Source organism: Archangium gephyra (genome assembly GCF_049060025.1).
Lineage (GTDB): Bacteria > Myxococcota > Myxococcia > Myxococcales > Myxococcaceae > Archangium > Archangium gephyra_A.
Genome location: NZ_JBMEQQ010000002.1, coordinates 7,511,119 through 7,535,194, shown reverse-complemented (window position 1 = coordinate 7,535,194; position 24,076 = coordinate 7,511,119). Strand labels below are relative to the sequence as shown.

Sequence of the window (24,076 nt, the reverse complement as noted above, 5' to 3'; positions counted from 1 at the left end):
CAACCTGGGGGGCGAGACACCCTCACCCCGTCCCTCTCCCGGAGGGAGAGGGGATATGGGCTCATGCCCTCACACCGATCAGTTTCAGACCCCGGCGCGTCCACAGGCGCACCTGCTTCATCGTCAGCTCCGTCAGCGCCCACAGCAGGTCCCTCGCGCGGATCTCTGCCAGGCACACCAGTTCTTCTCCGTCTACGTGCGCGGGGTTGTTTCTCGCGAAGAAGGCGATGTGCGGGTGTGCCGCCGCCTCCCGGTCGATCGGCGATACTCCGTCCCGCACCCGGTAGTGCGTGCCCGCGAAGCGCACCGTCCCCTTCGTCCCGTCGTACTGCTCGCCGAACCAGCGTCCGGCCAGCGCGCGCAGGAACGACACCCGCTCCGGCGGTGCCTCCCAGTCGTGGCGCGGCACGGTGCGCGGGAAGTGGTTCACCGCCAGCAGGTACGTCTTGTACCCCGCGCTCAGCAGCAACCAGAGCAACGGGCGCGTCGGGCGGCGCAGCTTGCGCGCCATCATGAAGTGCCCGAAACGTACCTGCAGCTCCTTCTGTCCCCAGTAGTCCGGGTGGATGACGGTGTCGCCCGAGAAGACGACCTCCACCGCCTGCCCCCCCACCTGCTCCTCGGAGACGCGCAGGGTGCTGAAGCCCACCAGCTCCCCCGAGCGCCTCGCGGTCAGGAGAATCACATACTGCTTGTCGGACAGGTCCCGCGTGAAACGCTCGGCGCTGACGCCCGCGTAGCACACCTGCATCAGCGCGAGCATCTGCGCGCGCTGGTGCTCGGTGAGCGACTCGCGCGAAACGGTGGCGCCCTTCAATGCGGAGAACATCGGACTCCCTATCTATCCGCTGCCGCGGTGACGGCGGGCTGCGAGAGGACATGGTAACGGTCGGCGTCGAGCTGCACGGTCTGCACCTCGCCGCCGTACCAATGAATCGAGGCCGTCACCGGGCCCGCATGCTTGCCGAGCCCGAAGTGCAGGCGCGGATCCGCCGAGGCGCTGAGGCCTCCCATCAGCCCCACCTCGCGCACCTGCTCCACGCGCCGGCCGCCCTCCTCGTAGGACACGACGACACGCGTGCCCACCGCGCTCCGCGCCGTGCGCTCCCCATCTCCCACCAGGGAGAGGCCCACGAAGTGCGCCGCGTCCTTGCCCGCGCCATCTCGCAGGGTGTTGCGGTAGACGGACGCGGGTCCGTGCTGGTTGGAGATGACGGCATCCAGGTCCCCGTCGTTGTCCAGGTCCGCGAGCAGCACGCCGCGCGAGTTGTCCGGGTCATCCAGGCCCAGCTCCTTCGCCACGTCCATGAAGTGGCCGGGCTTCTCGTCGCCGAGGTTCAGGTACGCGCGGCGCGGCTCGTTCGGGTAGATGGTGCGTCCACGGATGTCGCCCCACTTGTCCGCGTACGTGTGCATCTCGGGGCCGGACTGCATCAGCTTGTGGTTGACGTACCAGTAGTCCTTGCGGCCCGAGTCGTAGAGGTGATCCAACCGGTCGTCGATGTGCCCGTTGGCCTGCACGATGTCGGGCCACCCGTCGTTGTCGAGGTCCCCCGCCGCCGCGCCCCAGCCGAAGCGCCGCTCGTTGAGCGCACCGCGGAACGTCGCCTCGTCCTTGAGCTCGGGGACGAACGTGTCCTTCCCCGGGTACGTCATCCACAGCAGGCTGCCCTCGGCCTGCAGCGAGTGGTGCACGTTGGACACGTAGACATCCAGCCACCCGTTGCGGTCGAAGTCCGCCACGGTGGAGTTCATCCCCTTGTACGTGTCCTTGCCGATCTCCCCGAACAGCTTCCCCACCACCCGGCGGAAGCGTTTGCCCTGCTCGTTGAGGTAGAGCTCGTCCGGGCCGAAGTCGTTGGCGAGGTAGAGGTCCGTCCACCCGTCCTGGTTCAGGTCCACCGTGCTCACGGCGAGCGACCAGCGCGTCTCGTTCAGCCCCAGCGCCACCGAGTCCAGCTTCTCGAAGGTGCCATCGCCCCGCGCGCGGTAGAGCACGTTGAGGCCGCCGTTGTCGGCGTTGTGCCAGCCGTTGTGGAAGAAGCGCAGCATGCGCCGGTCCCCGGGGTACTCGGGCGGCGGCAGCTTGAAGAAGTTGAACGGGGTGGGCGTGGCGTAGTCCGGCAGGTGCGTGGTGAGCGCGTTCGCCACGAAGAGGTCCAGGTGCCCGTCCCGATCGAAGTCGAGCAGCGTGACGGCCATGCTCACCGAGTGGTCTCCCACTCCGGCCCGCGTGGTGACGTCCTCGAACGAGGCGGTGCCCGTCTCGCGCAGCAGGTTGCGCAGCAGCTTCGACGGTCCGAAGGCCACCGCCACCGCCAGGTCCTGGTCCCCGTCACCGTCGTAGTCCACGAAGGTGCCACCGGCGGCCGCACCCTCGGTGGTGTAGCTCGCGGCGATGTGCTCCAGGGCGGGCACCTTCACGCGCTCGAAGCGCAGGTCCCCCAGGTTGCGGTAGAGCGCGGCACGGTGCGCGTCCGACTTGAGCGGATTCGTGAGGAAGAGGTCCACCTTCCCATCGCCGTCGAAGTCCCCGGCGGCCACCGCGTCGCCCACGCTCAGCACCCACTTGGCCACGTGCAGCACGCGCGGGTCCACGTTCAACAGCACGTCCCCCATCGTCGAGCCGAGCCCCGTGTGCGAGGCCTCCAGTTGCTCCATGTGGAAGGGCAGCGGGCGCGACTGCACCGAGGGCGCCACGACGAGGAAGTACCCCGCGGCCAGTGCGGCCCCGAGCCCTCCCACCGCTCCGAGGCGCTTCAAGGGCTCCGGCGAGAAGACAGCGCCCAGGTACGCGCGAGGCCCGCGCTTCCACAGCGCACGCGCGTGCAGGAAAACGAAGCGCGCCGTGGCACAGGTGAGGGCCGCGTAGAAGAAGGTGAAGACGCTCTCCTTGAGGTGGAGCACCAGGTCCACCAGCGTGAGGGCGAGCGCCAGGAGCACCTGGGCCCGGGGCGTCTTCGGCGACGTGCCCGGGTCGGTGATCATATAGAAGGTGAAGATGAAGAAGGCCGGTGCGCCCAGCGTGCCGAGGAAGAGCACCTCGGGCGGCAGGTGGTGGCGCAGGATGTACGCGCGCAGGGCCGTCTGCAGCGCGTAGAAGAAGAGGAAGCTCAGCACCAGCCAGGTGCGGCCCACGCGGAAGAAGAAGAGCACCAGCGCGGCCATGACGATGAAGGCCGAGAGCGCCACCTCTCCGTTGGCCCACTGGTAGGCCGGGGCCGCGGTGATGAGCTCGCGCGTGAAGAGCAGCGAGGTGGCCACGCCGAACATCGACGGGTTGAAGACGTGGCGGCCCTCGTACGTGAGGACGTACTTGGAGCCGATGGTGAGCCACACCGGCAGTAGCAGCAGCCAGCTCGAGTGCGAGTAGTTGAGCAGCAGCGCCAGCGAGCAGCACGAGATGTAGCCGCTCAGCGGCACCACCTTCTCGCGGCGCAGCAGCCAGCCCAGGCCCGCGTCCAGCGCGCTGCCGCTCGCGACGATGGCCAGCATCTGCCACGGGTTGCGGTTGAAGCCGAAGAAGGAGAAGCCCAGCACGCCGTAGAGCGTGAGGATGGCCGCGAAGGGGATGCGCGCGTCATTCCACCGGGGCCACACCCAGCCCCAGCGCTCGACGCGCGGCGCCGTGTGCACCTCGGTGCCCACCGGCACCGGGTGTGCCACTGCCTGCTCAGCTCTCATGGAATGCGCCTCCACGCGCGCACCGAGAGTGCCCCGCCCTCCGCCTCCCTGTCCAGGACGGGCGGGGGGCTTGCATGTCCCCCCGGGTGCCTGCCCACCATCTCGACGATTCTCATGCGTCCCTCCTCGTGCGCTCCCCTCACTGCAAACTCCGGGCACCTCTCAGGGGCGCACCCCGCGGGACGTGCTCGCGTGCACCTCGGCTGGCTCGGCCGCCTGCTCACCGCTCCGCTCCACGTGGGCTGCCACGTGGTGCACCACCTGCCCCGGCTTCGCGACGGGTACCTCCTGCGCTACCCTGACCTCTCCCCCCGCCCGCGCCGTCCCTGATGCTCTCCCCGCACACCCGCTTCCTCATCCTCGCCCTGCTGGGCCTGTCCGTCCTGCTCGGCTTCACCTTCTGGCGCAGGCAGAACGTCCAGGCCGCTCGCGGCGGCCGCATCTCGCCGCCCAAGCTCGCCTGGCTCTTCTACGCCATCTTCCTCTGGTTCCTCCTCTGTCCCCTGGTGGCCCTCGAGTCCACCCTGCACCCCGGCCTGCGGCTGGTGCTCGGCAGCTTCGGCGCGTGCATGTGGGTCCGCGGCGTGGCCGAGATGTACATGCTCTACGTCTCCCACAACTGGAAGCCGCCCTACGGCATCGGCCATGACGTGCTGTGCATCTTCCTCGTCCTCGGCGGCCTCTCCTGGTACCAGCTCCACCGCGACGGCCCTCCCTCGCGCCTGGACCTGTGGGCCCTGTCGCTGATCGCCCTGGTGCTGGTGACCCTCGTCGTCGAGGTCATGTACGCCACGCTCTTCTTCCAGGCGGTGGAGGGGCACACCACCGGTGAAGACGGCATCTGGTTCGCCGACGAGGAGCAGGCCCGCTTCCGCCGCATCAACCGCATCACCCTCGCCTGCAACATTCCGCTGTACGCGGGACTCGGCGGACTGCTCGCCGTGGCCCTCGGTTTCGCGGTATAGGCAGCCCCCCGCTTCCTCCCAGGCCGGTGCGAGGAAGCGTGACGCACCCACTTGGGGGGAACACACTCATGACGCTCAAGACGCTCGCTTCCGCCGCCACCGTTCTGCTCGCGCTCTCGCCGCTCTCCATCGCCTCCGCGCAGTCCACCGAGAATGTCCTCCTCTTCGAGACCGTGGACAGCTACGAGCTCAAGACCGCGTACTGGCTCAAGATCACCGGCATCGTGAGCGGCGAGGCGGCGCCCCGCACCCTGGAGATCCGGGCCAACCTCTCCGAGACCTACAACCAGTACCTGCGCGCGTGCGAGCGCATGGCGTTCATGGCCATGAGCAAGCCGGGCCAGTACTACTTCGAGCTGCGGCACTCCAACCTCTCGCCCCCCCACGTCACGGGCTGCAAGCTCACGCGCCGCTAGCCCTTCCCACCGACACGGACCCAACGGAGGGGAAGACCATGATGCGATGGATGTGGCTGGCACTCGCGCTGGCGCTCGGGGGCGTGCAGCTCGGCTGCGACGAGCCCGGTGTGGAGTCGACGAACAAGGACAGTGACAGGGACGGCGTGCCGGACAGCGAGGACTGCGATGACACCTCGCGCCTGGCCTGGCGGCGGGTGGAGGCCTTCCGCGACGAGGACAAGGACGGGCACGGCAGTGGCACCTTGCAGTGGTTCTGCGCCGGGGACAACCCGCCCTCGGGCACCTCGGCCACGGCGGATGACTGCGCGCCCCAGGACGCCACGCGCTGGCGCCGGGTGGAAGGCAACCACTACACCGACGCGGACCGGGATGGCGTGGTCTCCGCGGTCCCGGCCGGCACCTGCCTCGGCCCGGACGTGTCGGCCTACACGCAGACCCCGGGCACCGACTGCGATGACGCGAACCCGCAGCTCTGGCGGCTCCTCTCGCTGTACAAGGACGGAGACAAGGACGGGTACGAGGGCGGCGAGCCCGTGCAGCTCTGCGTCGGCAACACGATCCCCGCGGGCCACTCCGGGGCCTCGCGGGACTGCGCGCCCACGGACCCCGCGCGCTACCAGTTGATGACCTACAGCTACCGGGACGCGGATGGAGACGGGGCCACCGTCCCCGCGAACGGCCAGGTGTGCACCGGCTCGCTGCTCCCCCCGGGTTACTCCACCTCGTCCGGCTCCCGCGTGGACTGCGACGACACCCGCGCCGACCGGTGGGAGACGGCCTACCTGTACCGCGATACCGATGGGGATGGCATCGGCCGTGGGCCGCTGGAGGCGCGCTGCGCCACCACCCCCATGGAGTCCGGCTACTCCTCTTCCGGCACCGACTGCGCCCCGGAGGACCGGACGCTCTGGGCGATGAGGGACTACTCCTCGCGAGACGAGGACAAGGACGGTTTCTGGAAGGCCACGCCGTGGGGGCAGGTGTGCAGCGGCACCGCCCTGCCGGCCGGCTACTCCACCTCGTGGGCCTCCCCCGTCGACTGCGATGACACCAACGCCGCGGCGCACACCTCCTGGAGCCTCTACCCGGACACGGACAACGACGGGGTGGGCGCCGGCTCCAGCGTGACGCTGTGCGCGGGCACCACCCGGCCGGCGGGCTACGCGGCCACGGGCAACGACTGCGATCCCGAGGACGACACGCGCTGGGTGAACTTCACCTACCAGTACCGCGATGCCGACGCGGACACCTATACCGTGGCCTCCAGCGGCTCCCTCTGCATCGGCGCCACCCCGCCCCCGGGCTACACCAACACGGGCAAGGGCAACGACTGCGACGACACCCGCGCGGACGTGTACCAGGGCCTCCAGGGCTACGTGGACGAGGACGGCGACGGGGTGGGCACCGGCACCGCCTCCACCTTCTGCACCGCCGGCGCCCTCCCCGCGGGCCAGTCCGCCAAGGGCACCGACTGCGCCCCCACCGATGCGTCGAGCTGGCAGAGCCTCACCTTCCAGTACGTGGACGCCGACGGCGATGGCCGCACCGTCCCCGCCTCCGGCCAGGTGTGCACGGGCAGCACCCTCCCCGCTCCCTACGCCACCAAGGCCAACGGCAACGACTGCGACGAGACCAACCCCGCCCTCTTCCTCTGGCGCGTCCTCTATCCCGACAAGGATGGGGACGGCGTGGGCGTCCCTCCTCGCGTCGTGATGTGCCTCGACGACGGCCCCCCTCCCCCCGGCTACTCCATCTACGGGTTTGATCCGGACGACTCCAAGCCCGGCGTGGCGTTCCCTCCCGAGGAGCCGGAGCTAGAAGCCCTGCTTCTGAACGACTGAGGAGCGGCTTTTCTCACCAGAAAAGAAAACCACGACCTCTCCGTCCTGTTCCCGTTCCAGAGAATATCTGCTAATACTGCACTCAACGCAAAATTCTAGGAACCCGGTAGCCAGCCCATGTCGGACAGAGCGACATGGCAGGCTCCCCACATGACGGTGATGGGGAGGCTGCGGGCACCCCCACCCGTAGCCCACCGTCATGGCCGTAGCTCCCCTTTCACCCCCTGGAAGGACGGACGATGAAGGCCTCGTTTCTCACGAACCGCGTGACCCGCACGTTGATGATGGGCTTGTGCTTGATGGCGGCTCCGGCCGCGCAGGCCAGCGGCGTCAAGGTGCTGGATCCGCGGCTCTCCACCGTGAAGCCCACCAGCCCGGAAGCTCGAGCCGGAGACGCCGGTGCAGCGGCTGGTGGTGAAGTTCCATGAGGGCACCCGGGTGCGTGTGCGCGGCGGCACGCTGAGGGTGATGTCCACCGAGCGCAACCGGGCCGAGCACGGACGCATGGCACGGCGCGGGCTCTCGGAGAACAAGGTGAGGGTGGACCTCACGGCCGCCCTGAAGGTGATGGAGCTCACGCCTCGCATGGGCCCGCCGGGACGCCTCTTCCGCCAGGACGAGCTCACGCTGTCCGAGCGCAAGCGCCTGGCCGAGGAGCGCAGTGGCAAGGAGATGGCGGACCTGGACCTGTACTTCGAGGTGCCGCTGCGGCCCGGCACCCGCGCCGGGGACGTGAACGAGCTGGTGATGCAGCTCAACGCGCTCGACAGCGTGGAGATCGCCTACGCCGAGGCGGCCATCGAGCCGGCCTGGTTCGGCGTCAGCACGGCGGACGGCGTGCCGGCCACCACCGCGACGTATGAGGCACAGCAGGGCTACCTGAACGCGGCTCCCGCCGGCATCGACGCGCGCTACGCCTGGACGGTGCCGGGGGGCACGGGCACGGGCGTGAGGATCGTCGACGTGGAGGGCGCCTGGAATGGCGCTCACGAGGATCTGCCGCGCTTCTTCTACACGGGCGGCGTGCAGTTCAACGACGCGGGCTGGCGCAACCACGGCACCGCGGTGATGGGAGTGATGGCGGGCCAGGCCAACGGCTACGGCGTCACGGGCATCGCGCACGGGGCGCAGGTGGGCCACGAGGGTGTCGCCGGCCAGAGCATCGCGAGCGCCATCACCCGCGCGGCGCTGGTCGCGGGCAAGGGCGGCATCGTGCTGCTGCAGCTCCAGGCCAAGGGGCCTCGCAGCACCCGCGACTGCACCTGCAACACCAGCCAGTGCGATGAGGTGCCGCTGGAGTACTGGCGGGCCAACTTCGACGCCATCGCCCAGGCCACCGCCAGCGGCGTGCACGTGGTGGAGGCCGCCGGCAACGGCAGCGTGGACCTGGACTCCCCCGTGTACCGCGGAGCCTTCGACCGCTCGGTGCGCGACTCGGGCGCCATCTTCGTGGGCGCCGCCACCGCGGATACCCGCGCCCCCATGTGCTGGACCAACCACGGCAGCCGCGTGGACCTGCACGCCTGGGGCGAGAAGGTGGTGACGCTGGGCTACGGAGACCTCTCCGGCTCCGGCGAGGACCGGTGGTACACGGGCACCTTCAGCGGGACGTCCAGCGCGGCCCCCATCGTGGTGGGCGCGGTGGCCAACCTGCAGGGCATCGCCAACGCCAACGGCATGGGCCCCCTGGAGCCGCGCGCCCTGCGCGAGCTGCTGCGCGCCACCGGCACGCCCCAGGCCTCCGGCTCCAAGCAGATCGGCCCGATGCCCGACCTGCGCGGCGCCATCCCCCAGTTGCTCGCCCGCTGAGCACGTCCCGGCCCGCGGCTCTCCCTCGAGCCGCGGCGCCCGGGCCTACGCGGAGAGCGCTTCCTCGTCTCCGTAGATGAGCCAACGCTTCGCCGATTGGTCGTCGGCGAAGCGGCGGAGGATCTTGTCCGTCCCGCTCTCGCGCGCCACCCGGTTGAGCTGCAGCGCGGACAGCGGACTCTCCACCATCTCGGCCACCCGCTTCACGCCGTTCTGGATGCCGAACCCCTGCACGTCCCGCAGCATCTCCGCCACCTGCGGCGCCGAGGGCCGGAAGGTGCGCATGTCCGCCTTGATGAAGATGTCCCGCCCGGCCAGGGCCAGCGTGGCGGCTTTCAGCTCCTCGACGAACCTCGTCATCTCGTCGGGGCGGATGAGCCCGTCCAGGACGAGCTCGATGATGGTGTGCTGCCGGTCGACGTCGATCCTGTACACGGCGACGCTCCTTCCGTGAGGGGGGAACAGAGGGAGAATGGGGGGGATTGAAGCGAGGCGGAGCCTACCATTCCTCGCCCTGGGAGCGGTGACTCCCTACCCGCCCTGTCGGGTAATCAGCGTCTCTCCACGAGGGAGAGCAACAGCTCCAACCCTCGCGCCGCCGCCGCCCGGCGGATCTCCGCCCGGTTCCCCGTGAAGACGTGACGCTCACACAGGGACTCACCTCCGCGCCGGGCCACCGCGAGGTAGACGAGTCCCACGGGCTTGCTCTCCGTGCCCCCCGTGGGGCCCGCGATGCCCGTCTCCCCGAGCGCCAGGCCGGCATGGGAGCGTTCCAGCGCGCCACGTGCCAGCGCGAGCGCCACCGGCTCGCTCACCGCCCCGTGGGCCACCATCAGCTCCACCGGCACGCCGAGCTGCTCCGTCTTGGCCTCGTTCGAGTAGGGGATGAAGCCGCGCTCCACCACGGCCGACGCCCCGGGGATGTCCGTGAGGCACGCGGACACGAGGCCCCCGGTGGACGCTTCGGCCAACGCCAGCCGCACGCCCGCGCTCCGGCAGGCCTCCAACACGCGGCGCGCCCGCTCCTCCAGCGGAGGCCCCATGGCTCAGCGGCCCGCTTCCGTGGTGGCACACAGGACCGTCACCAGCGTCTCCTTCTTGTAGCCCACGCCCACGTAGCCCGGCCCCGGGCGGATGTGCACCTCGGGGTGTGGGAAGGACCAGCCGCCCGCGAGCCTCCCGGCCGGCGCCGGCGTGAAGCCCGCCGTCCACAGCCGGTGGCCCCACGTCTCCACCCGCTCGTGCCGCTCATAGCGCTGCGAGTCGTCCACCGCGCCGAGGATGTCCTCGAACTCGCGGCCGAAGAAGAGCTTGATGCCGTTGCGCTCGCGCTCGGGCAGGCCCAGCTCGTCCACCAGCTCGAAGTTGTGGGAGAAGTGGTGCCACGCATTGTGGAAGCGCTCGAGCAGCGAGTCGGTGGCATGGTCCGAATTCGGCTCCACCAGCACCACGGCGGCGGGCTCCACCGCACGCAGCCGGTGGAAGATGTCCTGCCGGTCCACCCCCGCGGCCATGTGGTGCAGGGCGAAGGCCGAGTGCACCAGCCGCAGCCCGGGCGTGTCGCGCAGCAGGCCCCAGTCGTCCTCGTCGAGCGCCTCGATGACCTTGGGGATGCCCCGGAAGCGCAGGGTGATGCCGAGCTCCCCGGCGGTGGCCGTGAGCGCCGCCCGCGCCTGACGCAGGCTCTCGGGATCCGGCTCCACGCCCACCACGGTGAGCCGCCGGAGCGGGGCGCCGGACTCGGCCAGCCCTCGCAGCAGCGCCACCTCCTGCCGCCCCGTGCCCAGGCCCACGTCGATGAGCGTGGCCTCCTCGTGGCCCTCGAGCAGCCCCCGCAGCAAATCGTTGGCGATTCGTCCCGCCAGCCCCACCATGGGGAGCCGCTCGGCCACCAGGTTGAAGAGGGAGATCTGCGGCAGCTCGAAGCGGCGCAGGTAGAGGTTCATCTGCTGCGCGTCGCCCACACCCACCCGCCGGGCGAGCGCCGTGGCGAAGAGGAAGTACTGCATGTCCTCCGCTACCGCGTCCACGTCCAGCATCCGCGTGAGCGCCGCGAGCGAACGCCGCGCCGCGGCCGCCTGTCCCGTCTGGAGCTCCTCCAGGGCACGGGTGAGCAACGAGTATTTCTCCGAACCCACGTCTGCTCCCTCCCCCCCTCCCAGTCCGATCCACTGAATCTTCCTGGTTTCAGGGGTTTCCGTCCATACCGGGTATTTACCGACCCGGTCCGACGTCGCTCCTGCGCGAAGGGGACTTGAGGTGAAGGGGTCCGATTGGATCGGACAAACGCGCTAGCGGCGGCGGCGGCCTCCACCCCCGAAGGCGATGAGCAGCACGCCACCCACCACCCCCGCGGCGCCGAGGGCCAGGTCGCGCTGGGTGCGCTCGGAATAGCGGCCGGTGAAGGTCTCCATGGCGCGCTCCGGGAGCGAGCCGGTGGCGCGGTAGGCACTCGCCAGGAAGAAGGCACCGGCGACGATGAGCATGAATCCGATGATGCGGGCGATCCCCACGGCGTTTCCCCTCGATGGTGTTGAACGGGCCGGGGACTCCCGGCGCCGCGGTGCAGGTTAGTGCGGAACGGGCCCCCCGGGGGTAGCTTCCGCGCCCATGGCGACCTCCCTCCTCGAGACCTTCCTCACCCGCGCCCGCCAGACGCCCGGGCGGCCCGTCCTGGACTTCGAGCAGCAGCGCTTCACCGCCGGACAGCTCGCCGGCCGCGTCGCCGCCTTCGCCAGCGCCCTCCAGCGCCGGGGCGTGAAACCCGGGGAGCGCGTGGCCCTCTTCCTGGAGAACAGCCCCGCCTTCGTCATCGCCTACCTGGGCACCCAATACGCCGGGGGCGTCGTCGTCCTCGTCAACACCCAGTACCGCCAGGTGGAGCTCGGCCACATCCTCTCCGACGCCGGGGCGCGCACCTGCGTCACCGGGGCCGCGGGCGCCGCCGAGCTTCGCCCCGCTGAAGGCCCAGCTCCCCACGCTGGAGTGGCTCGTCACCGTGGAGCCGCTCAGTGCCCCCGTGCCGTGGCCCGCCGTGGACTTCGACGCGCTCCTCGCCGAGGGGGACGCCAGCGCCGGACTGCCCCTGCCCCGGGGCGAGCAGCTCGCCGTGCTCGGCTACACCTCGGGCACCACCGGCCGCTCCAAGGGCGCCATGCTGCTGCACCGCAACCTGCTCGCCAACGTGCGCGCCGTCACCGAGGCCTGGCGCTGGACGGAGCAGGACAGGCTCCTGCTCACCCTCCCGCTCTTCCACACCCACGGCCTCATGGTGGGCCTGCACGGCACGCTCTACTCCGGCGGCAGCGTGGACCTGCGCCGCCGCTTCGCCGCCTCCGAGGTGCTCTCCGCCCTCCAGGAGGACACCTCACTGACGATGTTCTTCGGCGTGCCCACCATGTACGGCCGGCTCGTCGAGGAGACCCGCCGCACCGGCGTGCGCCCGCGCCCCCTGCGCCTGCTCGTCTCCGGCTCCGCCCCGCTCAGTCCCCAGCTCTTCCACGACGTGGAGGAGACGTTCGGCCAGCGCATCCTCGAGCGCTACGGCATGACGGAAACCCTCATGAACACCACCAACCCCTACGAGGGCGAGCGGCGCCCCGGCACCGTGGGCATGCCCTACCCCGGCCAGGAAGCCCGCGTGGTGGACGTGCGCACCCGCCAGCCCCTGCCGGAGGGGGAGACGGGTGAAATCGAGGTGCGCGGCCCCCACGTCTTCGCCGGCTACTGGCAGCGCCCGGACGCCACCGCCGAGTCCTTCGACGCCGAGGGCTGGTTCCGCACCGGCGACCTCGGCCTGAGGGACAGCGGCGGCTACTTCCGGATTACGGGCCGCGCGCGCGAGCTCATCATCAGCGGCGGCTTCAACGTGTACCCGCGCGAGGTGGAGGAGGTGCTCGCCACGCACCCGGGCGTCGCCGAGGTGGCGGTGCTCGGCCTGCCGGACCCGGACTTCGGCGAGCAGGTGGTGGCCGTCGTCGTCCCGCGCGCTCCCGCTCCCACGGCGCAGGCCCTCGCCGACTTCTGCAAGGATCGGCTCGCCAGCTTCAAGAAGCCCCGCCGCGTCGAGTTCGCCGACGCCCTGCCCCGCAACGCGCTCGGCAAGGTGCAGAAACACCTGCTGCGCGAGCGCCTCCAGCCCCACACCTCCCCCTCGAGCGTCCAGAAGCCAACAGAGCCGTGAGCGTTCGGGCACAGGCAGACACTCGCAACGGAATTCTTCTCGGGACGTAAGCAGGACCAGTAGTGTCCGACGGGCGGAGAGGAGAATGGGGAGCGTGAACGAAGCCGAGCAGTCCAAGGAGTCCGCTCGCCGGGTGCCGACCGGGTCCACCGGCCTGGACGCCCTGCTCAAGGGCGGGTGGCTCCATGGTGGCACCTATATGGTCAGCGGCGCACCGGGGACGGGGAAGACCATCCTGGGCAACCAGCTCTGCTTCTCGCACGTGGCCGGCGGCGGGAGGGCCGTCTTCGTCACCATGCTGTCCGAGTCCCACGGGACGATGATGATGCACCTGCGCCGCATGAAGTTCTTCCGGCGCGACGTCATCGGCCAGGCGCTGCACTACGTGAGCGGCTACGCCCCCCTCAAGGCCGAGGGGCTCGACGGGCTGGCGCGGCTGCTCTACCGCTCGGTGCGCGAGCACCAGGCCACGGTGATGGTGGTGGATGGGCTGATGGCGGCGCAGGAGAGCGCCGGCTCGGTGCTGGCCTTCCGCGAGTTCCTCCACTCCCTGGCGGTGCACAACGCACTGGCCGGCTGCACCACGCTGGTGGTCACCAACCGGCAGGAGAACGTGGCCGACCCCCAGTACGCCATGGTGGATGGAGTGCTGGTGCTGGAGATGCAGCAGCGCGGGCTCCGGGTGGTGCGCACCGTGGAGGTGACGAAGCTGCGCGGCGAGGCCCAGCTCCTCGGCCGGCACAGCTTCGACATCAACGAGAACGGGCTCGCCATCTACCCGCGCCTGGAGAGCCTCTACCCCCACCCGCCCCAGGAGGAGCTGGAGCCGGAGCGGCGGCTGGGCTTCGGCGTGGCGCGGATGGACGAGATGATGCAGGGCGGGGTGTTGCCCCACTCGTCCACGCTGCTGATGGGCTCGCCGGGCATCGGCAAGACGCTGCTGGGGCTGCACTTCCTGGAGAGCGGCGCGCGCCAGGGCGAGCCCGGTCTCTACTACGGCTTCATGGAGACGCTCCCGAGGCTGCTGGCGAAGGCCTCCCACGTGGGCCTGGAGCTGAGGCCCTGGGTGGACACGGGCCGGCTGGTGGTGGAGACGCGGGCGGCGGTGGAGTCCCTGCCGGATGCGCTGGCGCAGGAGTTGCTGGGCCTGGCGGAGCGCCACCGGGCGCGGCGGCTCGTCCTCGACGGCCTGGAGCACTTCCTCCAGGAGCCGCTGGACCCCACACGGACCCCGGGCTTCCTCACCGCGTTCGTCAACACGCTGCGCTCGCGCGGGGTCACCCTCCTGATGACCCAGCAGACCCCGGTGCTCTTCGGTCCCCAGCTGGAGACGAAGCTGGAAGGCGTGGAGGGCATCGTCGACAACATCCTGTTCCTCCGGTATGTGGAGCTCCGCTCCCAGCTTTACCGGATGCTGTCCATCCTCAAGATGCGCGAGAGCGACTACCAACCCGCGCTGCGCGAGTTCTCCATCTCGACTCGGGGCATCGACGTGGCCGAGACCTTCGAGAGCGCCGAGGCCATCCTCACCGGACTGGCCCGGCCGCTGAATGTGAAATCCAAGCGCTCGCGCCTCAAGAAGGCGGTGCGGCGCCTGCCCTCCCGGAAGCGGAGCCGCGCATGAGCAAGCTCCTCATCGTGGACGACGAGGTGGCCATCCTCGAGGCCCTCACCGACATCCTCTCGGTGGAGGGGTACGAGGTGTCCACCGCCGCCAACGGGGCCGAGGGCCTGGACCATGTGCGCAAGGACCGGCCGGACCTCATCCTGCTCGACTTGATGATGCCGGTGATGGACGGCCAGGAGATGCTGCGCCGGCTCAAGGAGGACCCGGAGCTGCGCGCCACCCCCGTGGTGGTGATGAGCGCCGGCCGCGTGTCCAAATCGGAGCTGCAGGGCAGTCGCTTCCTGGCCAAGCCCTTCGAGCTCGATGACCTGCTGGACACCGTGGCCGCCGAGCTGAGCAAGGGCCACTGAGGTGCGCTCCCTCTCCCCCTGGGAGAGGGCGGGGGTGAGGGTCTAGCTACCGCCCTGGCCGCCCGTGGCCGCGCGGAACAGGTGCGTGCGGTAGTGCGTCAGCTCGGCGATGCTCGCGCGCAGGTCCGCCAGCGCCGTGTGCCCCGACTGCGTCTTCTTGAGCGGCACCATGTCCGGGAACCACGCGTTGCCCAGCACCTTGATGCTCGTCACGTCCACCTGCCGGTAGTGCAGGTAGCGCTCCAGCATCGGCATGTACTTCACCAGGAAGCGCCGGTCCGTGTGGATGGAGTTGCCGCAGAGGATGCCCTCGTTCATCCCGCAGTGCTGCGCCACCAGCCCGGTGATGTCCCGCTCGGCCACCCGCAGCGACGTCTGCGAGTCGCGCACCTTCTTGAGCAGCCCGTTGCGCGTGTGCATCTCGCGCACCACCGGCTCCATCCGCCCCAGCACCTCGTCCGGCTGCCAGATGACCCGCTCCATCTCCGCCTTCGGCACCAGGTCCGGTCCCGTGATGATGACGCCAATCTCGATGATGGCCGATTCGTCGGGGTCCAGTCCGGTCATCTCCAGATCGAGCCAGACGAGACACAGGGGCGGGGTCGGTGCGGGCATGGGCGCTCAGTGTAACCCGGGTTTTCAGAACGGGGACGGATACCCTCACCCCGTCCCTCTCTCAGCCGGAGAGAATGTCTTGCGTGTCAGGGTCTCGACTCGGCCTCCAGCGTCGAGCCGAGGAAGCGCGTGAACCAGCCCGCCGCCAGCCCCGCCACCCGCTCCAGGGCGCCTCGCTCCTCGAACAGGTGCGTCGCTCCCGGAATCACCTCCAGCGCTTTCGGCGCGGTCATCTGATCCAGCGCCCGGTGGTTCAACTCCAGGACGATGTCGTCCGCCCCTCCCACGATGAGCAGGGTCGGCGCCAGCACCCGCCGCAGCGCGCCCCCCGCCAGGTCCGCCCGTCCTCCCCTCGACACCACCGCGCCGATCGCCTCCGGCTTCTCCGCCGCCGCCACCAGCGCCGCCGCCGCCCCCGTGCTCGAACCGAAGTAGCCCACCCGCAGCCGGCTCAACTCCGGATGCGCGAACACCCAGTCCGTCACCTCCCCCAAGCGCCTCGCCAGGAAGCCGATGTCGAAGCGCAGCGCCGCCGTCTCGTCGTCCTCGGCTTCCTCGTCCTCCGTCAGCAAGTCGAACAGCAGCGTCCCCAACCCCGCCGTCCGCAACGTGTACGCCACGTACCGGTTGCGCGGGCTGTACCGGCTGCTCCCACTGCCGTGCGCGAAGATGACCAGCCCCTGCGCCCCGTCCGGTACCGCGAGCGTCCCGCCGAGCCTCACCCCTCCCGCAAGCACCTCGACTTCCCGTTCCACCGTCATGTCGCTCCTCCTCCGCCGCTCAGACCCACCATCCGTCCCCGGCGTTCATCGCCGCCTCGGGCCCCTGCTGCCTCCGCACCCGCGCCAGCACCGCCTGCACCTCCTCGTCGGAGGTCTGCCGGAAGTCGTCGTAGAACTCGCCCACCGAGCTGCATGAACTCGGCCGGGTGTACGCAGACCACGTCGTCCACCTCGGGCCGCAGCGAGTCCAGGGACTCCACCGCCCCCACCGGCACCGCGAGCACGATGCTTCGCGGGCGCAGCGTCCTCAGCGCCCGGATGGCCGCCCGCACCGTGCCGCCCGTGGCCACGCCGTCGTCCACCAGGATGACCGTGCGGCCTGAAATCTCCGGCGCGGGATGCGCGCCCCGGAACCGGCCGATGCGGACCATCACCTCCTGCGCCTCGCGCTCGGCCGTCTGCATCACCTCCGTCTCGGAGAAGCCCAGCGAGCGCATCATCTCCCGGTCCAGGAAGAGCGCCCCGCCCTCGGCCACCGCCCCCAGTCCCAGCTCCGGCTGCCCCGGCGCGCCCACCTTGCGCACCACCCACACGTCCAACGGCGCCCCGAGCTTCCGGGCCACCTCGTACGCCACCGGAATCCCGCCTCGCGGCAGGCCGAGCACCAGGGGGGATTCGGCCCCATACTCCGTCAGCAGGTCCGCCAACTGCCGGCCCGCATCCGTCCTGTTCCGAAAGCGCATCGGTCCTCCCGGGGCGAAGGTCTCCCCTCTAGGAGAAGCACGGCGCACGCCATTGGCTCCCGGCGCTCCACCGAGGGCCGGGCCGCCCTCTCGGCTCGGGTGCGCGAATCCCCCATCCATGTCCGGCCGGAATGAGCAATGATGTCTGGCAGCCGCCCCGGCCAGTCCGGCCCGGCGCACTGCGGAGGGGATCATGGAGCTGACCGTCTTCAGCGGCACCGCGAACCGCCCCCTGGGCGAAGCACTCGCCTGGGCGCTCGGAAGTCCCCTCGGTGACTGCAAGCTCGAGCGCTTCCCGGATGGAGAGCTGCATGTGGAGCTCGGCGAGGACGTGCGCGGGCGCAACGTGTGCATCATCCAGCCCACCGTGCCTCCCGTGGGCGAGAACCTGCTGGAGCTGCTGCTGATGGCGGACGCGTGCTGGCGCGGGGGCGCTGGGCGGATCATGGCGGTGCTGCCCTACTTCGGCTACGCGCGGCAGGACCGGCGCGCGAGTCCCAGCGAGGCGCTCGGCGGCAAGCTGGTGGCGGACCTGCTGGTGCGCGGGCACTTCGACCGGCTGATGGCGGTGAACCTCCACACGGCCTCGCTGGAGGGGTGCTTCACCGTGCCGCTGGAGCACCTCAACGCGGGCACGATGCTGGCCGAGGCCGTGCGCCCCTACGCGGGCCCGGGCGCGGTGGTGGTGTCCCCGGACCTCGGCGCGGTGAAGCTGGCCGAGCGGTATGCGCGCCAGCTCGAGTTGCCGCTGGCCATCGTGCACAAGAGCCGGACGAGTGGCTCCGAGGTGAACGTCCGCGGGCTGGTGGGCGAGGTGCGCGGGCTGCGGCCCATCATCGTGGATGATCTCATCTCCACCGCGGGCACCATCGCGGCGACGGCGGAAGCGGTGCTCGAGGCGGGCAGCGCCGACGACATCACCGTGGTGGCCACGCACGCGCTGCTGGTGGGCCCCGCGGTGGAGCGGTTGAGCAAGGCGCCCATCCGCCGCCTCATCTCCACCGACAGCGTGGTGCCCCCCAAGGGGCTGCCCTTCCAGCACGAGGTGGTGAGCCTCGCCCCACTGCTCGCCGACGCCATCTGCCGCGTCACGTCCCACGTGCGCCCGCGCTGACGGAGGGAGACCTCCCGGGCGCGCGGTTCATCAACTGGTCCGATTGTTGGACCAGTTGGCGCCGCTCGCGGCCGGAAGACTCCCGAGGAGCCTCACGTCCACCGACGCATGGAATCATTCGCCGGAGGCCTCCTCGTTCGCCTTCCGGATATCGGACAGGGCCAGGAGCATCCGGCGGGGCCAGTTCCCTTCCGTAGCAAGCTCGAGTTGTTGGTACCCGAACCGCGCATAGAACATGGCCGCGGCCTCGTCTTTCGCATCCACGACGACGGCCACTCCACCGGCGTGCTCGCTGATCTCCAAGGCACGCTCATGCGCATCGAGCAAGAGGCGCTCTCCGTAGCCCTGACCGCGCACACCCACATGCCGGGCCAGCCGTCCAAGGATGATGAGCGGGACGGGATACCTCGGCGGGAGTCCCTTGGAGAGCATCGCGGGGAGGGACGCCCGCTCCAGACTCCCCAGGGTCAGCGTGTAGAAGCCGAGGACACGCGGCAGTTCCGGCCTGTCATCGGGACGCCGCAGGACCCACGTGCGGCTGGAGCCCCGGCGCTGGTTCTGCCCCGCCTGGGTCCGGAAGAAGACGTCCAGTTCCGTCGAACCGGATTCGAAACCGCTGGCACCGTCCTCGCGCGTGAACGCCTGGGTCTCGAATTCAGCGATGGCCTCACCCCTCTTTCCCGCGCTTCCGCTTGTTTCGTCTCGCGACGGCCTCCTTCAATGCAGGAGTCGGTCCAGGCGGGTTCTCCAGCAGCTTCTGTACGCGGTCGAAGTCCGCATCCGCCAGGACGATGCGCTCACGACGGGTGGCCCACTCCACCTGGGTCAACGCGGGGCTGGTGAACTCGCGCACACGCTGGGAGTTGGCGTCGAGAAACGCGATCCGCCACCCCTGCTTCAACTCCATCACCGTCTTGAAGAACAGGCTCAGGGCCTCATCGATGATCTGGCTCTTGCTCATCCCGAGCTCTTCCTCCAGGTGGTTCACCTGCTCCAGACGTGCTTCCGGAACGGTTGCTTCCAGTCGGCTCATGGGTGCTCTCTCCCCGAGAAGCAGGCGTGCTCCACGGAATTCTCCCTCACATTCGAGGGTAATCTCCGGGAAGTTCCAGATCAATCCGGCCCGGGCGCTCTGTCGCCTGCCCACCCGCCCGACGTTGTCGTCTCCTCACGCCCGGGCCCGCTCCGTCCGGCGCCGCTGCACCAGCGTCTCGAAGACGAGATACGAGAGCAGCACCAGTCCCGCGAACACCACCGTCGTCCACACCAGCCACCGGTACGCCGTCGGCTCGCGCAGATGGTCCACCACCGCCGCGAAGAGCGACCCGGGCCGGTTCAGCACGTTCCAGCTATTCCACCGCTCGAAGCGTCCCAGGTAGATGCCGTAGCCGCACAGCACCGACACCGCCAGCACCCCGGCCCACGCCGCCACCCGTCCCCACCGCTCCTCCAACAGCCGCTTCCACACCTCCAGCGACAACAACCCCAGCAGCCACCCCGTCGCCGCGAAGCTCGCCAGCATCGCCGCGTCGAACCACATCGGCACGCCCGGCCTCGGCTTCAGGTGGATGAAGTCCGTGAGCAGGTACGGCGCGTTCGGAAACGCCAGCAGCCACGCCCCTCCCAGCGGCAGCAGGTTCCACCACCGCCCCCGCCCTCGCGCATGCAGCAGCCCCGCCAGCAGGGCAATCCCATACGGCACCCACGCCAGGAACAGGTTCCACACGAGGAAGATGAAGCTCTTCTTCCCGCTCCACTCCAGCCGGAAGTGGAGCATCACCACCGCCACCGTGCTGCTGAGCAGCACCGGCAACAGTCCGTGGTGACGCAGGAGGGGCAGCACTCTGGAGCGCGAGGTCGTCATGGTGTTCACCGGGTGTGGCCCCAAGGCCACGGGTGTGTCCGGCCCTCCCCACGTCCCCGCCTCCCCGGTTGACACAACGGCACGCCAACCGTGGTCACTCGGAGACAGCGAGACACATCGGCAGGGCCGGATGGCATCCGCCCGGGGGACAGAGCAAGCCCCGGGCCATTCCCCCTCCCTCCGGTTAATCTCCCCGCCATGTCCGACACGCTGCTCACGAGCCTCGAAGCCGGAGTCCTCTCCCTCACCTTCAACCGCCCCCAGAAGAAGAACGCCTTCACCGGCGAGATGTACGACTCGGCCGCCCGCGCCCTCGTCGAGGCCGATACCAACGACGCCGTGCGCGTCGTCGTCCTCACCGGCGCGGCCGGGGCCTTCACCGCGGGCAACGATTTGAAGGACTTCCTCGAGCACCCGCCCACCGGCGAGAGCAGCCCCGTCTTCCGCTTCCTGGCCGCCCTCGCCCACCACTCGCGCCCCGTCGTGGCCGGCGTGGACGGCGTGGCCGTGGGCATCGGCACCACCCTGCTGCTGCACTGTGACTACGTCGCCGCCTCCGAGCGCGCCGTCTTCAGCATGCCCTTCGTCAACCTCGGCCTCAGCCCCGAGGGCGCCTCCAGCGTGCTGCTGCCCCGCGTCGCCGGCCTGGCGCTCGCCTCCGAGCTGCTCATGTTCGGCGAGCCCTTCGACGCCGCCACCGCCCTGCGCGCCGGTATCGTCAATCAGGTGGTGCCCGAGGCCCGTCTCGCCGAGGTGGTCCAGCAGCGCGCCGCCGCGCTCGCCGCCAAGCCCGTCGAGTCCCTGCGCCTCACCAAACGGCTGCTGCGCGAGCCCCTGCGCGCCACCGTGGACGACGCCCTCTCGCGCGAGGGCGCTCTCTTCATCCAACGGCTCGGCTCCGCCGAGGCCCGCGAGGCCTTCAACGCCTTCCTGTCCAAGAAGAAGTAGGGCGCCGCGCCCCTACGCCGCGCCTTCCAGCAGCGGCTGCGCGTCCCGCAGGCGCTCGGCCGTCAGCTTCAGCCGCCTCACCACCCGCCCCATGTCCGCCGGTGACACCGGCGGCCATACCCGCGGTGGAGTCCGTGGCAGGCTGGGTCGCTGCGGACCCTCCCCCGACGTCGTCTCCTCCGAGGGAGACGACTGGGGAACCACCAGGGGAGACAGGCCGTCGTCCGTCGCGTACGCCATCGTCGCCTCCGAGGGGGACCTCTACTCCGGAAACCGCTACTCCGGGTGAAGAGGCTAGGCACCCCCCACCTGGACCGTCAAGGCAGCCGGGCTCTGGCTGGAGAATCTGTTTTCCACCCAAAACCCGGAAAGCCCTGTCTGTCCTCGGGGCAACAGCGCTCAGCGGCCGGTGCGGGCCGGCACCTTCCTCGGCGAGGCGAGGAAGGACTCGAGGCTGGAGCCCTGCGCCGCCTTGAAGGCGATGCACAGGTCCATCCCCTCCAACACCTGCGCCAGCGTGCGGGTTCCCCCGGGCGCGCGCTCCATGCGCTCGGTGAAGAAGGCCGCGGCCTCCTGGCGGTGCACCGGATCGCAGTAGGAGGCGGCCGTCCACGCCAGCCCATCCACCCGCTCCTCCGGCAGCCGCGCCGCCAGCACGTCGTAGTGCTCCTTCACGAAGGCGTAGGCCTCGTCCCGCGAGCGCACGTCCCAGGCCGCGCCGAAGAGCAGATCCCCCGCCTCGCGCAGGTCCACCGACGGCTCCAGCAGCAGCTTCAGGTTCTCCCGCACCAGCGCCGAATCCCGGAAGCCTCCCAGCGCGTCGATGAGCTGCTCGCGCTTGTGGCGCTCCTTCTCCGAGCGCATGGCCGTCATCAGCTTGCCGTGCAGCGCGGCGTCCCCATGCGCGGAGGCGATGCCCAGCGTGGCGCGCACCAGCTCCGGCGCGATCGCCTTGCTGTCCGCCAGCCACTGCTGCGTCAGCCGCTTCGCCTCGGCCACCAGCTTCGCGTCCCCGCCCTGCTCGCCCGCGATGCCCAGCAACAGGGGCCGCAGCAGCCGGGTGTCCTCGTCCTCGTTGGCCCGCGGGGTGAAGCCGAGCGCCCGCGCCCGCGCCCCATACGTGTCCCGCAGGAAGCGCTGCCGGTCCGCCTGGCGCGCATCCGAGAGCAGCGCGGGCCGGAGCATGCCCAGCAGCTCCAGCGACGCCTGGAACACCTGCCGGTCCTTCTCCCCGGCCAGGCCCGGCAGCAGGCCGAGCGCGTCCGCGGCCGGCATCGCCCCGGCGTTCACCAGCGCCTGCACGTCGCCGATGAGGGCCACGCGCTCGGCGCGCGAGAGCTGGCGGCTCCCGGTGGAGAGCAACCGGCCCAGCATCTGCGTGTCCAGCGAGGTGCGGAAGTAGCCGGCGCCGTCCGCGTTGGGCAGCACCCAGGTGGGGCACGCCTTCGCCTCGGGCAGGGCCAGCTCGGCCGACTCGCCCTCCAGCACCGTGCAGGCGCGGCCGGTGCCCTTGGCCGAGCCGTAGCGCACGCACAGGGGCACCTTCCACTCCTGCTTCGCGTCACCCGAGGAGCCCAGCGGCAGGAAACGGCTCTGCGAGAGCCGTACCACCGGCACCTTGCCCGAGCAGTCCAGCCGCGTGGTGACGAGCGGCGCGCCGCCCTGGTCCAGGAAGGAGCCCAGCACGCCGGACACGTCCTGGCCCGCCTCGGCGGACAGGGCGTCGAGGAAGTCCTTCGCGGTGGCGTTGCCGTGGGCGTGGGCCCGCAGGTGGCGCTGCACGCCGCGCTGGAAGACGTCCCGGCCCAGCCAGCCCTCCACCATGGCCAGCACCGCGGCGCCCTTGCCGTAGGTGATGCCGTCGAAGGCGTTGCGGATGTCATCCTCGCTCCGGATGGGCTGGCGGATGCGGCGCGCCGTCACCAGGCTGTCGGCGCCCAGCGCGTACGAGCGGCCCCGCACCCGCTCGATGGGGGCGTCCCACGAGGGCTGGGCCGACTCGACGGTGCGCGGCGTCGCCCAGGTGGCGAAGGCCTCGTTGAGCCACAGGTCGTCCCACCACGCCAGGGTGACGAGGTTGCCGAACCACTGGTGCGCCAGCTCGTGCGTCTGCACGTTGTAGAAGCGGCGCTGCCGGCCCAGCGAGTCCTCGCCGGACCTGGACAGGATGAGCTGCGAGTTGAACGTCACCAGGCCCGGGTGCTCCATGGCGCCGCCGAGCAGCGGCACCGAGAGCACGTCCAGCTTCTCGTACGGGTAGGACGTGCCGAAGTAGCGCTCCAGGTGGCCGAGAATCTCCGGCGTCACCTTCGCGGCGTAGGCACCCTCGCCGGCACGGCCCTTCGGGGTGACGATGCGGGTGCGCACCGCCTTCTCTCCCGAGGGCTTCGCCTCGAGGAAGTCGAAGGGGCCCACGCCGAAGGCGATGAGGTAGCTGGGCAGCGGCTGCGTGCGGGCGAAGCGGAAGGTGGTGCCGCCCGAGGCGCGCGGCTCCTCGTTCACCAGCGGGGTGTTGGTGACGGCCACGTTGCCCGCGGGCACGTGGAAGGTGAGCTGCCAGGGCACCTTGAAGCCCGGCTCGTCGAAGCACGGGAAGACGCGCCGCGCGCCGAGCGGCTCGAACTGGGTGTAGGCGTACCACGCGCCCTCGTCCTGGGCGCGGAAGGCGCCCGTCGTCTCCCGCTCGGAGAGCTGCCCCTCGTAGACGATGCGCAGGTGCGCGGCGCCGGGCTTCAGCGGGCGCGCCGGGACGAAGCCGAGGAAGTCCCCCTTGCCCTTCACCGGGGTGAGGGCCTCGGAGCGGCCCTCCGCCGTGAGGGTCGCCTCGCGCACGGTGAGGTGGCGGCCGTGGAGCCAGAGGGCCTCGGCGGCCTCCTTCACCTCCAGGTCCATGTCCACCACGCCCTGGAAGGCGGGGGCCGAAGGGTCCAGCGTGAGCTCCACGGTGTAGCCCGTGGGGCGCACCTGCGTGGGCAGGCGCAGGGAGGGCGAGACAGGCGCGGGCCGGGACACGGCCACCGTCCGCACCACGGGGCTCGACGAGGCGGCGGGGACGGCATCCGGGGTGGGAACGGGCTGGCGGGCCCCGCAAGCCGTCAGGGCGGCCAGGAGGGCGAACGAAGCGCGTCGGGTCGTTCTGGACATGGGCCCAGGGTCTAGCCCAGGACGGGCAGGCAGGGTAGCGACGGTCAG

The 24,076-nt window shown here is 70.5% G+C and carries 23 protein-coding genes and 1 pseudogene; 10 read left to right on the top strand and 14 right to left on the bottom strand.

The features are described 5' to 3' along the window. Positions 1 to 61: 61 nt before the first annotated feature. Complete coding sequence (locus tag ACN28I_RS32945; protein ID WP_420945871.1) at positions 62 to 829, bottom strand: hypothetical protein; 768 nt, start codon at positions 827 to 829, stop codon at positions 62 to 64. Positions 830 to 837: 8 nt separating this feature from the next. Continuing rightward, positions 838 to 3,684, bottom strand: coding sequence for an FG-GAP-like repeat-containing protein (locus ACN28I_RS32940; RefSeq protein ID WP_420945870.1), 2,847 nt, complete (start codon positions 3,682 to 3,684; stop codon positions 838 to 840). A 329-nt stretch (positions 3,685 to 4,013) separates the two neighbouring features. Between ACN28I_RS32940 and ACN28I_RS32935 the strand changes: the two genes are divergently transcribed. The 5 genes from ACN28I_RS32935 to ACN28I_RS32915 all read left to right on the top strand — a co-directional run bounded on the left by ACN28I_RS32935 (position 4,014) and on the right by ACN28I_RS32915 (position 8,718). Beyond that, on the top strand, positions 4,014 to 4,649 hold the full coding sequence (locus ACN28I_RS32935; RefSeq protein ID WP_420945869.1) for a hypothetical protein: 636 nt from the start codon (positions 4,014 to 4,016) through the stop codon (positions 4,647 to 4,649). Between the two features lie 68 nt (positions 4,650 to 4,717). Beyond that, the gene (locus tag ACN28I_RS32930) at positions 4,718 to 5,065 is read left to right on the top strand and encodes a hypothetical protein (protein ID WP_420945868.1); all 348 of its coding nucleotides are present in this window, start codon (positions 4,718 to 4,720) and stop codon (positions 5,063 to 5,065) included. Positions 5,066 to 5,103: 38 nt separating this feature from the next. Then, entirely contained in the window at positions 5,104 to 6,909 is a 1,806-nt protein-coding gene (locus tag ACN28I_RS32925) for a hypothetical protein (RefSeq protein ID WP_420945867.1), read from the top strand. 239 nt (positions 6,910 to 7,148) lie between these two features. Next, positions 7,149 to 7,337: a hypothetical protein gene (locus ACN28I_RS32920; RefSeq protein ID WP_420945866.1), complete on the top strand. Its 189-nt coding sequence runs from the start codon at positions 7,149 to 7,151 to the stop codon at positions 7,335 to 7,337. Then, positions 7,309 to 8,718, top strand: a complete 1,410-nt coding sequence (locus ACN28I_RS32915) for a S8 family peptidase (protein WP_420945865.1) — start codon at positions 7,309 to 7,311, stop codon at positions 8,716 to 8,718. Before ACN28I_RS32920 ends, ACN28I_RS32915 begins: the two co-directional genes overlap by 29 nt. A 45-nt stretch (positions 8,719 to 8,763) precedes the next feature. On the opposite strand, the gene ACN28I_RS32910 is transcribed toward ACN28I_RS32915, so the two are convergent. The 4 genes from ACN28I_RS32910 to ACN28I_RS32895 form a co-directional block, all read right to left on the bottom strand. Next, entirely contained in the window at positions 8,764 to 9,153 is a 390-nt protein-coding gene (locus tag ACN28I_RS32910) for a hypothetical protein (RefSeq protein WP_420945864.1), read from the bottom strand. A 116-nt stretch (positions 9,154 to 9,269) separates the two neighbouring features. Then, positions 9,270 to 9,761: a CinA family protein gene (locus ACN28I_RS32905; protein ID WP_420945863.1), complete on the bottom strand. Its 492-nt coding sequence runs from the start codon at positions 9,759 to 9,761 to the stop codon at positions 9,270 to 9,272. Positions 9,762 to 9,764: 3 nt separating this feature from the next. Next, positions 9,765 to 10,856 (bottom strand): GRAS family protein, encoded by a 1,092-nt coding sequence (locus ACN28I_RS32900; protein ID WP_420945862.1) that lies wholly within the window; start codon positions 10,854 to 10,856, stop codon positions 9,765 to 9,767. Positions 10,857 to 11,009: 153 nt separating this feature from the next. Then, entirely contained in the window at positions 11,010 to 11,231 is a 222-nt protein-coding gene (locus ACN28I_RS32895; protein ID WP_420945861.1) for a DUF3185 family protein, read from the bottom strand. 97 nt (positions 11,232 to 11,328) lie between these two features. Here ACN28I_RS32895 and ACN28I_RS32890 point away from each other — a divergent pair. From ACN28I_RS32890 to ACN28I_RS32880, 3 genes and pseudogenes are all read left to right on the top strand, one after another. Beyond that, positions 11,329 to 12,901 (top strand): annotated as a pseudogene (locus tag ACN28I_RS32890) (class I adenylate-forming enzyme family protein). A gap of 94 nt (positions 12,902 to 12,995) precedes the next feature. After that, entirely contained in the window at positions 12,996 to 14,525 is a 1,530-nt protein-coding gene (locus tag ACN28I_RS32885) for an RAD55 family ATPase (protein ID WP_420945860.1), read from the top strand. Beyond that, positions 14,522 to 14,878 carry a response regulator gene (locus ACN28I_RS32880; protein WP_420945859.1) on the top strand — a complete coding sequence of 119 codons (357 nt, stop codon included), beginning with the start codon at positions 14,522 to 14,524 and terminating at the stop codon, positions 14,876 to 14,878. Before ACN28I_RS32885 ends, ACN28I_RS32880 begins: the two co-directional genes overlap by 4 nt. A gap of 42 nt (positions 14,879 to 14,920) precedes the next feature. Here ACN28I_RS32880 and orn read toward each other — a convergent pair whose 3' ends face one another. From orn to ACN28I_RS32865, 3 genes are all read right to left on the bottom strand, one after another. After that, positions 14,921 to 15,493, bottom strand: coding sequence for an oligoribonuclease (orn, locus tag ACN28I_RS32875; protein ID WP_420945858.1), 573 nt, complete (start codon positions 15,491 to 15,493; stop codon positions 14,921 to 14,923). Between the two features lie 86 nt (positions 15,494 to 15,579). After that, the gene (locus ACN28I_RS32870) at positions 15,580 to 16,254 is read right to left on the bottom strand and encodes a dienelactone hydrolase family protein (RefSeq protein WP_420945857.1); all 675 of its coding nucleotides are present in this window, start codon (positions 16,252 to 16,254) and stop codon (positions 15,580 to 15,582) included. Next, complete coding sequence (locus tag ACN28I_RS32865; protein ID WP_420945856.1) at positions 16,251 to 16,958, bottom strand: phosphoribosyltransferase; 708 nt, start codon at positions 16,956 to 16,958, stop codon at positions 16,251 to 16,253. The genes ACN28I_RS32870 and ACN28I_RS32865 overlap by 4 nt, the downstream gene beginning before the upstream one ends. A 193-nt stretch (positions 16,959 to 17,151) precedes the next feature. On the opposite strand from ACN28I_RS32865, the gene ACN28I_RS32860 reads away from it, so the two are divergent. After that, positions 17,152 to 18,072 carry a ribose-phosphate diphosphokinase gene (locus ACN28I_RS32860; protein WP_420945855.1) on the top strand — a complete coding sequence of 307 codons (921 nt, stop codon included), beginning with the start codon at positions 17,152 to 17,154 and terminating at the stop codon, positions 18,070 to 18,072. A 114-nt stretch (positions 18,073 to 18,186) separates the two neighbouring features. Here the strand turns inward: ACN28I_RS32860 and ACN28I_RS32855 are convergent, their stop codons facing one another. From ACN28I_RS32855 to ACN28I_RS32845, 3 genes are all read right to left on the bottom strand, one after another. Continuing rightward, complete coding sequence (locus ACN28I_RS32855) at positions 18,187 to 18,504, bottom strand: GNAT family N-acetyltransferase (protein ID WP_420945854.1); 318 nt, start codon at positions 18,502 to 18,504, stop codon at positions 18,187 to 18,189. Between the two features lie 235 nt (positions 18,505 to 18,739). Further along, positions 18,740 to 19,105: a DUF1778 domain-containing protein gene (locus tag ACN28I_RS32850; RefSeq protein WP_420945853.1), complete on the bottom strand. Its 366-nt coding sequence runs from the start codon at positions 19,103 to 19,105 to the stop codon at positions 18,740 to 18,742. Positions 19,106 to 19,240: 135 nt separating this feature from the next. Then, entirely contained in the window at positions 19,241 to 19,936 is a 696-nt protein-coding gene (locus tag ACN28I_RS32845; protein ID WP_420945852.1) for a DUF1361 domain-containing protein, read from the bottom strand. A 198-nt stretch (positions 19,937 to 20,134) separates the two neighbouring features. Between ACN28I_RS32845 and ACN28I_RS32840 the strand changes: the two genes are divergently transcribed. Beyond that, positions 20,135 to 20,884, top strand: coding sequence for an enoyl-CoA hydratase (locus ACN28I_RS32840; protein WP_420945851.1), 750 nt, complete (start codon positions 20,135 to 20,137; stop codon positions 20,882 to 20,884). 12 nt (positions 20,885 to 20,896) lie between these two features. On the opposite strand, the gene ACN28I_RS32835 is transcribed toward ACN28I_RS32840, so the two are convergent. Next, positions 20,897 to 21,124: a hypothetical protein gene (locus tag ACN28I_RS32835; RefSeq protein WP_420945850.1), complete on the bottom strand. Its 228-nt coding sequence runs from the start codon at positions 21,122 to 21,124 to the stop codon at positions 20,897 to 20,899. 159 nt (positions 21,125 to 21,283) lie between these two features. Continuing rightward, the gene (locus ACN28I_RS32830) at positions 21,284 to 24,028 is read right to left on the bottom strand and encodes a M1 family metallopeptidase (RefSeq protein WP_420945849.1); all 2,745 of its coding nucleotides are present in this window, start codon (positions 24,026 to 24,028) and stop codon (positions 21,284 to 21,286) included. Positions 24,029 to 24,076: the final 48 nt, after the last annotated feature.

Coding starts and splice junctions, on each gene's coding strand:
- ACN28I_RS32945 (WP_420945871.1), bottom strand. CDS start 829: ATGTTCTCCGCATTGAAGGGCGCCACCGTTTCGCGCGAGTCGCTCACC.
- ACN28I_RS32940 (WP_420945870.1), bottom strand. CDS start 3,684: ATGAGAGCTGAGCAGGCAGTGGCACACCCGGTGCCGGTGGGCACCGAG.
- ACN28I_RS32935 (WP_420945869.1), top strand. CDS start 4,014: ATGCTCTCCCCGCACACCCGCTTCCTCATCCTCGCCCTGCTGGGCCTG.
- ACN28I_RS32930 (WP_420945868.1), top strand. CDS start 4,718: ATGACGCTCAAGACGCTCGCTTCCGCCGCCACCGTTCTGCTCGCGCTC.
- ACN28I_RS32925 (WP_420945867.1), top strand. CDS start 5,104: ATGATGCGATGGATGTGGCTGGCACTCGCGCTGGCGCTCGGGGGCGTG.
- ACN28I_RS32920 (WP_420945866.1), top strand. CDS start 7,149: ATGAAGGCCTCGTTTCTCACGAACCGCGTGACCCGCACGTTGATGATG.
- ACN28I_RS32905 (WP_420945863.1), bottom strand. CDS start 9,761: ATGGGGCCTCCGCTGGAGGAGCGGGCGCGCCGCGTGTTGGAGGCCTGC.
- ACN28I_RS32880 (WP_420945859.1), top strand. CDS start 14,522: ATGAGCAAGCTCCTCATCGTGGACGACGAGGTGGCCATCCTCGAGGCC.
- orn (WP_420945858.1), bottom strand. CDS start 15,493: ATGCCCGCACCGACCCCGCCCCTGTGTCTCGTCTGGCTCGATCTGGAG.
- ACN28I_RS32870 (WP_420945857.1), bottom strand. CDS start 16,254: ATGACGGTGGAACGGGAAGTCGAGGTGCTTGCGGGAGGGGTGAGGCTC.
- ACN28I_RS32865 (WP_420945856.1), bottom strand. CDS start 16,958: ATGCGCTTTCGGAACAGGACGGATGCGGGCCGGCAGTTGGCGGACCTG.
- ACN28I_RS32860 (WP_420945855.1), top strand. CDS start 17,152: ATGGAGCTGACCGTCTTCAGCGGCACCGCGAACCGCCCCCTGGGCGAA.
- ACN28I_RS32855 (WP_420945854.1), bottom strand. CDS start 18,504: ATGCTCTCCAAGGGACTCCCGCCGAGGTATCCCGTCCCGCTCATCATC.
- ACN28I_RS32850 (WP_420945853.1), bottom strand. CDS start 19,105: ATGAGCCGACTGGAAGCAACCGTTCCGGAAGCACGTCTGGAGCAGGTG.
- ACN28I_RS32845 (WP_420945852.1), bottom strand. CDS start 19,936: ATGACGACCTCGCGCTCCAGAGTGCTGCCCCTCCTGCGTCACCACGGA.
- ACN28I_RS32840 (WP_420945851.1), top strand. CDS start 20,135: ATGTCCGACACGCTGCTCACGAGCCTCGAAGCCGGAGTCCTCTCCCTC.
- ACN28I_RS32835 (WP_420945850.1), bottom strand. CDS start 21,124: ATGGCGTACGCGACGGACGACGGCCTGTCTCCCCTGGTGGTTCCCCAG.
- ACN28I_RS32830 (WP_420945849.1), bottom strand. CDS start 24,028: ATGTCCAGAACGACCCGACGCGCTTCGTTCGCCCTCCTGGCCGCCCTG.